At 71.9% G+C, this 13,084-nt stretch carries 9 protein-coding genes; 4 read left to right on the top strand and 5 right to left on the bottom strand.

Annotated elements, in window-relative coordinates; genetic code table 11:
• Positions 1-118: 118 nt before the first annotated feature.
• Positions 119-1,516, top strand: a complete 1,398-nt coding sequence (locus tag NUT86_RS38995) for an amino acid permease (RefSeq protein ID WP_018091526.1) — start codon at positions 119-121, stop codon at positions 1,514-1,516.
• A 79-nt stretch (positions 1,517-1,595) separates the two neighbouring features.
• On the opposite strand, the gene NUT86_RS38990 is transcribed toward NUT86_RS38995, so the two are convergent.
• Positions 1,596-2,510, bottom strand: a complete 915-nt coding sequence (locus NUT86_RS38990; protein WP_037742567.1) for a LysR family transcriptional regulator — start codon at positions 2,508-2,510, stop codon at positions 1,596-1,598.
• Positions 2,511-2,667: 157 nt separating this feature from the next.
• On the opposite strand from NUT86_RS38990, the gene NUT86_RS38985 reads away from it, so the two are divergent.
• Both NUT86_RS38985 and NUT86_RS38980 read left to right on the top strand, forming a co-directional pair.
• A complete protein-coding gene (locus NUT86_RS38985; RefSeq protein WP_274740143.1) occupies positions 2,668-5,622 on the top strand; it encodes an FAD-binding and (Fe-S)-binding domain-containing protein in 2,955 nt (984 codons plus the stop codon).
• On the top strand, positions 5,615-6,763 hold the full coding sequence (locus tag NUT86_RS38980) for a Glu/Leu/Phe/Val family dehydrogenase (RefSeq protein WP_018091529.1): 1,149 nt from the start codon (positions 5,615-5,617) through the stop codon (positions 6,761-6,763). Before NUT86_RS38985 ends, NUT86_RS38980 begins: the two co-directional genes overlap by 8 nt.
• Before the next feature lie 27 nt (positions 6,764-6,790).
• On the opposite strand, the gene NUT86_RS38975 is transcribed toward NUT86_RS38980, so the two are convergent.
• The 3 genes from NUT86_RS38975 to NUT86_RS38965 all read right to left on the bottom strand — a co-directional run bounded on the left by NUT86_RS38975 (position 6,791) and on the right by NUT86_RS38965 (position 10,271).
• Positions 6,791-7,093, bottom strand: a complete 303-nt coding sequence (locus NUT86_RS38975; RefSeq protein WP_274740141.1) for a hypothetical protein — start codon at positions 7,091-7,093, stop codon at positions 6,791-6,793.
• 212 nt (positions 7,094-7,305) lie between these two features.
• The gene (locus NUT86_RS38970) at positions 7,306-8,208 is read right to left on the bottom strand and encodes an aminoglycoside phosphotransferase family protein (protein ID WP_274740139.1); all 903 of its coding nucleotides are present in this window, start codon (positions 8,206-8,208) and stop codon (positions 7,306-7,308) included.
• 155 nt (positions 8,209-8,363) lie between these two features.
• The gene (locus NUT86_RS38965; RefSeq protein WP_274740750.1) at positions 8,364-10,271 is read right to left on the bottom strand and encodes a glycoside hydrolase family 5 protein; all 1,908 of its coding nucleotides are present in this window, start codon (positions 10,269-10,271) and stop codon (positions 8,364-8,366) included.
• 652 nt (positions 10,272-10,923) lie between these two features.
• Between NUT86_RS38965 and NUT86_RS38960 the strand changes: the two genes are divergently transcribed.
• Positions 10,924-11,688, top strand: a complete 765-nt coding sequence (locus NUT86_RS38960) for a hypothetical protein (protein WP_274740137.1) — start codon at positions 10,924-10,926, stop codon at positions 11,686-11,688.
• 484 nt (positions 11,689-12,172) lie between these two features.
• On the opposite strand, the gene NUT86_RS38955 is transcribed toward NUT86_RS38960, so the two are convergent.
• Positions 12,173-12,940, bottom strand: coding sequence for a RapZ C-terminal domain-containing protein (locus tag NUT86_RS38955; protein WP_018091535.1), 768 nt, complete (start codon positions 12,938-12,940; stop codon positions 12,173-12,175).
• Positions 12,941-13,084 lie beyond the last annotated feature (144 nt).

Below are 13,084 nucleotides of genomic sequence, written 5' to 3'. Positions count from 1 at the left end.
GGAGCGATCGATGTCCCCCCATCACACCTCGAAGTCCGCACTCCCCGCCTTGCTGGGAAGAGGCCCCAAGGGGGTCTTCCGGCGCACACTCCCCCATGAACAGCCCACCGGTGCGCGCATGGTGCGCACCCTGGGCCTGACCCAGCTGACGATGATCGGCATCGGCGCCATCATCGGGGCCGGCATCTTCAGTCTGGCCGCGGCCGTCGCCCGGGACGTCGCCGGCCCCGCCGTCCTCATCTCGTTCCTCGTGGCCGGCGCCGCGTCGCTCTGCGCGGCCTTCGCCTACGCCGAGTTCGCCGGCATGGTGCCGAAGGCCGGCTCGTCCTACACCTACTGTGCCGCGGTGCTCGGGGAGGTCGTGGGCTGGATCGTCGGCTGGGACCTGCTCCTGGAGTACACCGCCATCGTCGCCGTCGTGGCGATCGGGATGTCGGGCTACCTGGGATTCCTCCTGGAAGCCGTCGGCATCCATCTGCCGACCTGGGCCCTGGGCGCTCCCGGCACCGGCGCCGGCCACAAGATCGACCTGCTCGCGGTGGCGATCTGCCTCGGTGTGGCCTGGCTGCTGACCCGTGGCACCCGTACCTCGGCCCGGGTGGAGACGGTGCTGACCATCGTCAAGATCGCGATCGTGCTGCTGGTGATCGTGGTCGGCTTCACCAAGGTCGACAGCAACAATCTGCAGCCCTTCGCGCCGTTCGGTCTCGGCGGGGCGTTCACCGGGGCGGCGACCGTCTTCTTCGCCGTCTTCGGCTATGACGCGCTGAGCACCGCCGCGGAGGAGTCACTGGAGGCACGGCGCAAGCTGCCGAAGGCGATGATGCTGTCGCTGGCGGTCTCCATGGTGCTGTATGTGCTGGTCTGCGTGGTGCTCACCGGTATGCAGCACTACAGCGAGATCAATCCGAAGAGCGGTATCTCCAGCGCGTTCCAGAGCGTGGGGCTCAGCGGGCTGGCCAATGTGATCGCCGTCGGCGCGGTCATCGGCATCGTCACCGTGACCTTCTCCTTCATGATGGGCGCCTCCCGTCTCTGGTACGCCCTCAGCCGCGACGGCCTGATGCCCGCCTGGTTCGGTGCCATCCACCCCAAGCGCAAGGTTCCGCACCGCGCCACCTGGCTGATCGGTGCGGTGTCCGCCGTGCTGGCGGGTGTGCTGCCCATCAACGCCGTCGCCGAACTCACCAATATCGGCGTGCTGCTGGCGTTCGTAGTGGTCTCCGCCTCCGTATTGGTGCTGCGCTACAAGAAGCCGCATCTCAAGCGCGGCTTCCGGTGTCCGGGCATGCCGGTGGTGCCCGTCCTCGGCATCGTCTTCTCCCTCTGGCTGATGTCGTTCCTCCAGTGGGAGACCTGGGTGCGGCTCGGCTGCTGGCTGCTCGTCGGCCTGGTCATCTACGCCGCGTACGGCTACCGGCGCACCCGCCAGGTCATGCCCGGAGGCTCGGTGGATCTCGACACCCTGGACGACATGTCCGATTCCGACGAGGCCGATCCCGCGCCCGTCCCGTGACGGGCGGTCGGCCGCCCCTGCCGGCGCTCCGTCCCTCCCTCCTCCCCGGGAGGGGCGGAGCCCGCCTCCGTCCGGACCGTCAGTCGGACCGCGCCGGATGCAGATACGGCTCACCGGACGGCACCGCCCGGCGCAGACAGCTGAGCACAGCCGGGAGCAGCGGGTTGCTGTTCTCACTGCGGTGCAGCGCCATCACCTGACGGTGGGCGGAGCGCTGGGTGAGCCGGGTGGCTTCGACGCCCTCGCTGGGCAGGTGCCCGAGCGCCGGGACCACGGCCACGCCGAGGCCGGCGGACACCAGCTCCCGCACCACGGCGTAGTTGTTGCTGCGGAAGGCAACGGCGGCCTCGAAGCCCGCGGCCGCGCACAGCCGGACGAACGACCGCGCCCCGGCGGTGTCCTCCCGGCTGGTGATCCAGCGGGCCGAGGACAGCTGGGGCAGCTGCGCGCCCAGGCCGCTGCCCCGGGCCCTGAGCAGGACGAGGTCCTCCCGCAGCAGGTGATGGCGGGTCAGTCCCGCCGGCCACTGCCGGGGGCTGAGCCCGTACTCGTAGACCAGCGCGACGTCCAGATCACCGTGGCTGAGCGCGGTGATGAGCTCTTCCGGCTCGGCTTCCTCCAGCTGGATCTGCGCACGCGGATGGGTCTCGACGAGGGCGGACAGCGCCGCGGGCACCAGCCGGACATCGGCCGTGGGAAAGCTGCCCAGCCGCAGCCGGCCGGTGGCGCCGGTGGCGAGCTCCTGCACCTGGTGGTCCAGATCGTCCATGGCGGCCAGCACATGGGTGCTGAGGTCGACCAGACGGTGGGCGGCGGCGGTGGGACGGATGCCGTGCGCCTCCCGCTCGAACAGCACCAGCCCGGTCTCCTTCTCCAGGGCGGAGATCTGCTGCGAGATGGCGGACGCGGTGTAGCCGAGGTCGCGGGCCGCGAGGGCGAACGATTCGCTGCGGACGACGGCCTTCAGCGTGAGCAGATGCAGTGGTTTCAGCAACGCGGGCTCCCAGAGAGGCGGGAGGCCGAGCATAAGCATCCATTGCCCTCAAGCGTCAATTCTTTCGTCCTGCTGGGCCTTGTCCCGTGCCCCAGCCGGCCCACATCGTGGTCTCACCAGGCCGAACGTGACCGGTGAGCACAAAGGAGCAAGCACGGTGACCACAACAGCGCAGGGTCTCGGCAGCCTCGACGCGGCAGCGGTGGCCGAAGCCCTCGGCGCGGGGGACTGCGGCGAGGTCGCCGCCGACGCCGGCCGCCGGGCACAGTACGCATCCGATGCCTCCAACTACCGCCAGGTCCCGCTGGCCGTCGTCTTCCCCGGCGAGCGGCGGCACATCCGCAACACACTCGACGTCTGCCGCCGTCTGGGCGTGCCGGTCACCGCCCGCGGAGCGGGCACCAGCACCTCCGGGCAGGCCGTCGGACCGGGCGTGGTGCTCGACTTCTCCCGGTACTTCAACCGGCTGCTGGCGCTGGACCCGCAGGCCCGGACCGCGACCGTCGAGCCCGGCATCGTGCTGGACGATCTGCAGCAGGCCGCCGCCCCCCACGGCCTGCTGTTCGGCGCCGATCCCTCCACCCACAGCCGCTGCACCCTGGGCGGCATGATCGGCAACAATGCGTGCGGATCACACTCCCTCGCCTGGGGACGCACCGCGGACAACATCCTGGAACTCGAAGTGGTCACCTACCGCGGCACGGTGGTCCGGCTCGGCGAGATGACCGCGGAGGAGATCGACGAGGCCATTGCCGCGGGAGACGACCGCGCAGAGCTGATCGCGTCCCTGCACCGTCTCGCCCAGCGCAATCTGGCGGCGCTGCGCACCAAGCTGGGGCGGTTCCCACGGCAGGTCTCGGGCTACGCACTGGAACAGCTGCTGCCCGAGCGGCGCTTCAACCTCGCCAGAGCCCTGGTCGGCAGCGAGGGCACACTGGCCGTCGTCCTCTCGGCGACCGTCCGTCTCCTGACCCCTCCCCCCGCACGCGCCCTGGTCGTCCTCGGGTTCTCGGACGCCTGTGCCGCGGCCGACGCGGTACCCGCGCTGCTGAAACATCAGCCGCTGGCGCTGGAAGGGCTCGACCACGCGCTGACCGATATCGTCACCCGGCCCGCGACCAGGGCCGCCATCGACACCCTGCCGGCCGCACGGGCCTGGCTGTTCGCCGAACTCGGGGGCACCGCGGAAGAGCTGCCCGAGCAGGCCGAGGCGCTGGCCGAGACCGCGCGCCAGACCGCGGGATGCACCGGCAGTGAAGTCATCACCGATCCCGCGCGCGCCCGCACGCTGTGGCGGATCCGCGAGGACGGAGCGGGGCTGGCCACCCGTATGCCCGACGGGGCCGAGGCCTGGCCCGGATGGGAGGACGCGGCCGTCCCGCCCGACCAACTGGGCTCCTACCTCCGCAAGTTCACCGAACTGCTGGACCACCACCGGCTGCAGGGCGCCGTCTACGGACACTTCGGCGAAGGCTGTCTGCACGTCCGTATCAACTTCGACTTCAGCACCGAACAGGGCACCGCCGTCTTCCGCGCCTTCCTCACCGACGCCGCCCGGCTGGTCGCCGCCCACGGTGGCTCACTGTCCGGTGAACACGGCGACGGACAGGCCCGCTCCGCGCTGCTGCCGCTGATGTACGGCCCGGACGTCATCGCCCTGTTCGAGGAGTTCAAGAGCATCTGGGACCCCGACAACGGCCTCAACCCCGGAATGATCGTCCAGCCGCTGCCGGTCGACGGAAATCTGCGTGTCAGCCCGCACCGTGCCCCGCTGCCCCTGGCCACCGTCTTCCCCTTCCATGCCGACGACGGGGACTTCGCCAAGGCCACCCGCCGTTGTGTCGGCGTCGGCAAATGCCGCTCCACCGGCCCCCGCGGCGATGTCATGTGCCCCAGCTACCGCGTCACCCGGGACGAGAAGGACTCCACCCGCGGCCGCGCACGACTGCTCTACGAGATGACGCAGGGCGAAGTGATCACCGACGGCTGGCGTTCCACCGAAGTCCGCGACGCCCTCGATCTGTGCCTGTCCTGCAAGGGGTGCAGCGCCGACTGCCCCGTCGGGGTGGACGTGGCCACCTACAAGTCGGAGTTCCTGCACCACCACTACAAGGGACGGCTCCGGCCCGCCTCGCACTACACCATGGGCTGGCTGCCGCTGCTGTCACGACTGGCCGCCCGGGCCCCCGGGCTGGTCAACGCGCTCACCTCCTCCCGGCTGGCCCCGGCCGTCAAACGCCTCGGCGGGATCGCCGCGCAGCGGGAACTTCCCCGCTTCGCCGAGCAGACCTTCCTGGCCTGGTTCCGCCGCCGTACGCCCCGGGGCGACGGCCGGCTCGGCCCGGTCATGCTGTGGGTCGACTCCTTCAACAACCACTTCAGCCCCGAGGTCCTCCAGGCCGGTGTGGCCGTGCTGGAGGACGCCGGTTTCCGGGTGCAGGTCCCGGACGGCACCCAGTGCTGCGGGCTCACCTGGATCACCACCGGACAGCTCGGCACGGCCCGCCGGATCGCCCGGCGCACCGCGGCCGCCCTGGCCCCCGCCGTCGGCGCCGGCCTCCCCGTCGTGGGACTGGAGCCGAGCTGCACGGCGGCCCTCAAGACCGATCTCCCCGAACTCCTCGACGGCGACGAGGACGCCCGTGCCCTCTCCCGCGCCACACTCACCCTCGCCGAACTCCTCGTCCACCACGCCCCCGGCTGGCAGCCCCCGCGGATCGAGGCCCGCTCGCTCAGCCAGACCCACTGCCACCAGCACGCCACCTCCGGCTTCAGTGCCGACAGCGCCCTGCTGGACCGCATGGGCATCGACAACACCGCGCTCGATTCCGGCTGCTGCGGTCTCGCCGGCAACTTCGGCTTCGAGCGCGGCCACTACGACGTCTCCGTCGCCGCGGGCGAACAGGTTCTGCTCCCCGCGGTGCGCTCGGCCCCCGCGGAGACCCAGATCCTGGCGGACGGCTTCAGCTGCCGCACCCAGATCGCTCAGCAGACCCCGCGCAGCGGCACCCATCTCGCCCAGCTGATCGCCCGGGCACTTCCCCCGGCCGACCCCTCTGCCCGTTCCGGCTTTCCTCCGCTTCCTACCGAGAAGGAACACACCCGTGACTGATGCACTCTCTCTCGTCGACGAGTGGGGCCCCGAGAAGACCGTCGTCGTCTCCCACCGGCGCACCGGCATGAAGGGCGTCCTGGTGATCGACAACACCGCCCGCGGCATCGGCAAGGGCGGAACCCGGATGAGCCCCGGTGTGACCGTGGAGGAGGTCTCCCGGCTGGCCCGTGTCATGACGTGGAAGTGGGCCGCTGTCGACCTCTTCTACGGCGGCGCCAAGGCCGGCATCGTCGCCGATCCGGCCGCCCGCGACAAGGAAGCGGTGCTGCGCGCCTTCGCCCGCGCACTGTCCAACGAGGTGCCCCGCGAGTATGTGATGGGGCTCGACATGGGCCTGACCGAAAGTGATGCCGCCATCATCCAGGACGAGCTGGGCGACCGCGGCGCCGCCGTCGGCACTCCCGAGCATCTCGGCGGGGTGGCCTACGACAAGCTCGGGGTCACCGGCTACGGCGTGGCGGAGGCGGCCGACGCCGCGGCACGGCACCAGGGGCTGCCGCTGGCCGGATCCCGGGTCGCCCTGCAGGGCTTCGGTGCGGTCGGCAGCGCCGCCGCCCAGCGGTTCGCTGAGCTCGGTGCCACCATCGTGGCGGTGTCCACCGCCCACGGCGTGCGGTACGACCCCAGCGGTCTCGACGTCGGCGCTCTGCTGGCGGCGCGGGACGAGCACGGCGACCACTTCGTCACCCGCCACTCCGCCGGTACCGCGCTCCCCTCAGGCGCCGAACTCACCGTGGACTGCGACATCTTGGTGCCTGCCGCGCTGCAGGACGTCATCACTCGTGGCACCGCGCACGAGATCAAGGCGAAGCTCATCGTGGAAGGCGCGAATCTGCCGACCTCGGCGGACGCCCGGAGCATTCTCGCCGAGCGCGGGATCACCGTGCTCCCCGACTTCGTGGCCAACGCCGGCGGCGTGGTCGCGGCCGCCTTCGCGATGGATGCCCGCTACTCCGGGTTCCGGCCCGGCACGTCGGGCATCTTCGAGTCGGTCTCGGCGAGGCTGCGGGCCAACACGGTGACGGTCCTGGACGAGGCCCGGCAACAGGACATCACCCCGCACGCCGCCGGCCGCCGCCTCGCCGAGGAGCGCGTCCGCACCGCCATGCAGAGCAAGGGCCGTATCCCGCGCGGCTGACCAGGCGGCGCTGCGGGTCCCGCATGGTCAGGCCGGGCAATCCTCATGGGTCTTGACCACGGTGAGCGTGGCAGGCCTGCCCTGCAGAGGTGTGCCTGCCGCCGGGCTCTGCGCGCAGACCTTCCAGCGCGCCGGCCACAGCACATGGCGGCCCGCGCCGCGCCCGTCCCTGAGCCGGACGGAGGTGTCATAGTTCAGGGCCTGGTAGGCGGACACCAGGCCCTGGCCTGCCACCTGTGGCATCCGTTCGGGGCCGTCGGCCTGCGCCGGAGCGGCCGGGACCAGGCAGGTCAGGGCAAGGAGCGAGGTGGTGACGATGCGTTTCACCACCTGAGAACGATCAGTGCGGGCAAGGGTCACCTGCGGCCGAAGCCGTCACCCTCGCATGGGCGGGTCCGCCCCCGTGTCCTGGTGCTGCCGGGCCGCCGGCCCACCGGACCGGCACGTGCCCGCGGCAGCTACGGGCTGCGCCGCCCGTCCGTCCGCCCGCCCGTCCGCCCGTCCGCCCGTCCGTCCGTCCGTCCGCCCGCCGATGATCCGGGTCAGGCGGCGGTATGCGCCTGCTCGGTGCGGACTTCCTCGATGACATGCCGGGCGATGGCCGCCATCACCGGGTTGGTCTCGCGGTAGTAGCGGAGCTCGTCGAGGGCGATCGACAGCGCCCAGCCGCGGCCGCGGGCCCATGTCGCGTCATCGGCCCCCACGGCCGTACGGAAGACGCCGCGCGCGTCGGCGGGCAGCAGGTACCAGGCCACGATCATGTCGACGGCGGGATCGCCGAGGCCGAGGCATCCGAAGTCGATGACGGCGGCGAGCCGTCCGCGGACGGTCAGCAGATTCCCGGGCTGCAGGTCCGCGTGGATCCACACGGCCGGGCCGGGCCATGCGGGCGCCTGCAGGGCCGCCTCCCAGCCGGCGATCGCCGCGTCGGCGTCGATGATGCCGTCCAGCGCCGCCACCGTGGCGCGCGTCGTTCCGTCCCGTGTCTCCAGGGGCCGGCCGCGGTAGGACGGAGGCCCGTCCGCGGGGTCGATCCGGTGGAGCGCGGTGACGAACTCTGCCAGATCCGCTGCGAGCGAGCGGGGTGCCGCGAGACGGCCGACGGCCGGTGTCTCCCCGTCGAGCCAGCCGTAGACCGACCAGGGCCAGGGGTAGTCCTCGGCGGGCGTGCCCTTGCCCAACGGTCCGGGTACGGCAACCGGGAGCGAGGGGGCGAGCCGTGGCAGCCAGCGGTGCTCCTTCGCCACGTCCTGGGCGGCCCCCTCGATGCGCGGGAGCCGTACGACCATGTCGTCGCCGAGCCGGAACATGGCGTTGGACGTGCCGGCGGAGTCGACCGCCGTGACGGGCAGGTCCGCCCACCGGGCAAACTGCGCAGCGAGCAGGCGGCGCACGAGAGGGACGTCGATGTCCGCCTCGTCGGCGTGCATCTTGCGCGCGCACATGGGCGCCTCCGCATCAGGTCGGCTTCTTGGGCGGCGTCCCTTGATACCCCGGCCTGCCCTCCGAGTCGACTCCGTTTCCTCCTCAGGTCGTCAACTCCGTTTCTTCCTCGGGTCGTCGACTCCGTTCTTTCTCAGGTCGTCGACTCCGATCCTCCTCAGGTCAGGGACCGGCAGAGCAGGGCGTCGGGGCGGCCCTGGTGTCCGAGGCGGCTGGTGTAGGCGAGGCCTGCCGCATAGGAGTGGGAGGGGCACTGTCCTTTGAAGTGGCCGTGGGCGAAGTCGCCGCCGGGGTCGCCGGGCGGGCGGTTGTCTCCGCGGTCGAACCAGAGGGGGCTCCCGCTCGTGCCGAGAGCGGTGCGGGCCGGTGTGCACAATGCGGCGGAGACCTTCTCGCCGCGCAGGCTGTAGCCGGTGAGGAACTGCCCGTCGGGACACTGGAGTTTGCTGTAGCCGGGAGCCCAGTCACCGCCGGCGGGGACATACCGCTCGTCCCGCACCACGGTCGGGACGCTGCCGGGTGCGCGCAGATCGCGGGCCGTGGGGGCGTCGGTGCACAGCCCGCGTCCTCGGGTGTGGCTGATGCCGATGAGCCGTTCACCGTCAGGGCAGGCCGCTTTGCGCGCTCCGCTGTCCCAGTCGCCGAGGGACCGGGCGCTCAGGGACTGGACGAAGTCGCGGTGGTCGGTGGTGAGCAGATGCCAGGCGGGGGTCATGGGCACCGGTCCCGTCTTTTGCGGGGCGCTCATGAGCCGGTGCCAGGCGGGGGCCCGCCAGTCGTCGCCGTCGAGGACTCCGGTGCGGCGCCCGGCGTTGTCGTAACGCAGCAGGGCCCAGTTGTCCCCGGCCGGCCGGCCCTGGCCATCGGTGCTCCAGCCGACGAGCGGCCAGTAGGCGAAGTCCGTGTCGGTGTCGGCAAGGTAGTCGGTGAGGTTGCCGAACCAGGCGCGGGCGGCCTGGCCCGACTCCTCGGAGCCGGTACCGAATTCGCTGATCCACAGGGGTGCGGTGAAGTGCCGGCCGGTCTCCGCGGAGACGTAGAACGCCTGGTCGCGCAGTACGGCGCGGAGCTGGTCGCGGGTCAGGTCCTGGTAGCGGGGGTCGCTGGTCTCCCCCACCCCTGTGGCGCCGCTGTGGTGCGGGCCGGTATAGCCGTAGAAGTGGGCCGAGTAGACGAGTTTCCCGGAGGTGACGAGGGTGTGCGAGAGCGTACGGACCGGGGCGAGGGTGGGGCGGCCGTGCGGCAGGCCGTCCACCGGCAGGCCGGTCCAGTTGATGCCCTCGATGACGATGAGGAGACGGGGGTTGGCCTCGGTCAGGATCCGGTCGGCCGCCTCCTGTGCGGCGGCCTGCCAGTCATGGCGGTCGCCCAGGCCCCAGTTGGGGTCGTCCAGGACGTCACGGCGCACCTCGTTGTAGAGGTCTGCCCCCACGACACGGCTGTTGTGCTGGTAGCGGCGGGCCATGAAGACCCAGTCATCGGCCCATTGCCGCGTGGACTGGCGGCTGTTCCACCGCTCGTTGCCGTCGAGGCCGCAGCACCATCGGGTGGTGTTGGTGTGGTTGTTGAGGATCACCGCGAAGCCGCCCGCGGTCAGGGCCGCCACCACGGCGTCGAAGACCTGCAGTGGCGTCCTGCCGCGGAGCTGTGGGTTGGCGGCGACCGCGGCATCGGGCACGCGGGCCGTGGAATGGATCATCTCGTTGGAGAACGGCAGCCGGATGCTGTTGAGGCCCAGCGCGCGGAAGTCCTCCAGCAGTGCGGCGATGCCCACGCGGTCGAGGCCGAGGGGTATGCCGTGGGAATTCTGACCGCTGTGGTGAGCCGCCGGGTCGTTGATGTCGCCCGAGCCGTTCCAGGAGCCCTGCGCCCCGTCCCAGTTGGCGGACTTCAGCCGGAATCGCCTGCCGTCGGCGTCGACGATGTAGCGGCCTCTGGTGGAGAGCGGAGCGGTCCAAGCCTCGGCGGCTTTCCCAGCGGCCGACGGTCCCTGCGCGGAAGCTTCCGGCTGGGCGGGGGCCGCGGTCGCGCCGGGGACGGCGACCCCTGTCAGTACGAGGCACATCGCCAGGGCGCGGCACAGGGAACGTAAGAGCGGCTGCACGTCATCTGCCTGCTTCGTCGGGTGTGCTCGCCGGCTTCGTCCGGCGAGCGGCCGCCCGGCAGGGGCACCACCGACGGGCCAGGGACAAGTTACCGACGGGTGACCGAGGAGGCCATAGCCCTGCAGCCGTTTTCCCGGACGGTCAACTCCCTTGATGGTTAGTGCCTCTGCCGGATGGGCGCGGGGAGACGATCCCCGTTGCTGCGCACGGCAGAAAGGCTCCGCCCGCGTACGTGCATTCGTCGGCCAGGCCGGTGAGCGACGTGGCCACACCGACCGTCACGGTGACGTCCACCGCCTTCGGGGCGGGGAGCCGGGACGGTACCGCGGCGACGATCTGGGTCGGGCTCTTGACGGTGACCGGCCCCGCGACGGCGGTGTCCTTGAACCGTACGGCCGCCCCCCTGGGCGAGGCCCGAGCCGTCGATGGTGACCTCGATTTCAGGCTCCTGGCCCAGTGGCACCAGCAGCAGCCGCGACATCGGGCGTCGAGCACGTAGAGTGACGAGATGATCACGATTCGGGTGTGCCGTCAGCCGGTTCCCGTCGGCCGGTAGCCGGTCTCCCGGCACCCGTTTCCGGCCCTCGGTCGCACCGGAGAAAGGGACAACGCATGCGCGCTCGCCATCTCGCCACAGCTGCCGTTCTGGCGCTCACCACCGCTCTTCTCGCCGCCGCCCCGGCTCCGGCACAGCCCTCCGCCACCGACCCACCCGCGGACGGCCGGTTCGCCCCGGCCCGCCCGGCCGGACACACCGAGGTTCCCGTCGAGGGCGGCTCGGCCCGCTTCGCCACTCCCCCCGCCCTTCTCGCCGCGCTCAAGGCGCACGGGGTGGTGATCGCGAACGTCGACGCCCAGGGCACGGTCACTCCGCACCACGACTCCGGTGGCATCAGCCTGGGCATCAAGGGCGGCGCGGTCACCAACAGCGGCGGCAAGGTCGGGGGCGAGCTGCGGTTCGCCGACTCCGGGATCGCGCTGATCAACCGCAGGACCAACAAGGTCGTCAAGGTCACCGGCTTCAGCGTCGACCTCGGCCAGGGCGCGCTCCGCGCCCGGCTGGACCGCGGCCCGAAAATGACCGTGGGCACCTTCACCCGGCCCGGAATCGCCGCCTCCGTCGACACCGATGCCGCGAGGTTGCGGATGGACACCGGAATCACGGTCACCGAGGCCGCCGCCGCCAAGCTCAACGCGGCACTCGGCACCACCGGCTTCACCGGCGGCGGTCCGCTGCTCCACGTCCGCGTCGACGCCGCTCTCGACCCGTCCGTCGATCTCGGCACCGCCCTCAACCTGGGCCATCGCCCGGCCCCGTCCGACGCGGGACGCCGCTCGGCCGGTTCCGCGGGCGGAGGAGAGCCGTCGGAGTGGTGATCCGGTCCCGGCCGCGGCCCCGGCCCCGATCGGATCTTCCCGTCGAGCCCGTCTGCAAGCCGCGAGATCTGCGCGACTCATAGGGCGGAATGCCGGGGCCGGCGCAGACCGCGGGACCCCTCCGGCTCGTAGAGCGGAAGGCGGAGACCGGCACCGAGCCGCGGGACCCCTCCGGCTCATAGGGCGGAATGCCGAGGCCGGCGCCGAGCCGCGGGACCTATGCGGCCCATAGGGCGGGATACGGAGACCGGCGCCGGGCCGTAGGACCTGCGGCTCGTAGAGCGCAATGCACAGGCCCGGGGCCGCCGAACCGCTGCGGCTCGCAGAGCGGAATACGGAGGCTGGCACCGGGCCGCGGGCCGACGCCCGTCGAGCAGGGCGCACCCCCCGTCGGCGCCCGTCAAGCAGGGCGCACACCCCGTCGGCGCCGGCCGGCCCGGCCGCGTCGTGCTCCGGCAGCCGGGTCAGGCCGGCGGGACGGAGGTCACTGCCGCTGAGGGGTCCAGGGCAGCGGCAGTCCGTCGTCGGTGCGCCGGGGGACCAGATGGACATGGGCGTGGAAGACCGTCTGTGTCGCCGCCGGGCCGGCCGCGGTGATGATGTTCAGATCCCCCGTGAGTTCCGCGCCCAGTTCGGCCGTGCGCTGCATCACCGCGGCGGTGACGGCCGGGTCGGTCGTCGCGTCCCGGACATGGCGGCGCGGAATGACCAGCAGGTGTCCGGGGGTGACCGGGCGGCGGGGAACGATCGCGAAGGCATCCGGCCAGTCACGGACGAGCGGGACGGGCTCCGTGCCGGCGGCGATACGGCAGAAGGCGCAGGCCTCCAGTTGTCTGGCGGGCTCGCGGTGGATCAGGGGGCGGGCCATATCGCGGTGTTCGACGTCGGCGGCGGTCCCGCGCTCGGCGAGCCAGTCGGCGACGGCGCGGGCGATGGCCGGGGCTCGGTGGCGGCCGTACCAGCAGGCGACGTAGAGGTGAATTTCCTCGTCGGTGGCGGCCCGGTGCAGGGCGAGCAGCTGACGGCCGGTGCGCTCGACGGTCTCGCGGGCGTCCGGGGCGGACAGGACATAGTCGCGGACCTCGGGGTGCAGCCCCGTCAGCGCGACCAGCGGCGCGGTGACCGCGGTGTCGGCCGGGTCCCACATCCGGTCGCGGACGTCCAGTACGAGGGCGCCGGTGTCGTGCCGGGGCGGGGCACCCCAGCGGGCGCCGTAGGACGTGATCCGGATCGGGGCGGCGCTGCGGGGCATGGGCTCTCCTGCCGGGTGGAGACGGGTGGACCGTACGGGCCGGGAGACCTGCCCCGCGTCGCCGTCACCGTCGGCGGGCGGCAGGTTTCCCGCCGGTTTTCCTCCGACAGATGTACCGGACATGGCACGGCCATGGGGGCGACT

Origin of the sequence: Streptomyces sp. G7(2002), from assembly GCF_028870195.1 — a bacterium.
Classification (GTDB): Bacteria; Actinomycetota; Actinomycetes; order Streptomycetales; family Streptomycetaceae; genus Streptomyces; species Streptomyces nigrescens.
Note: the sequence above shows the minus strand (reverse complement) of the source record. Positions and strands in the feature narration are given on the sequence as shown.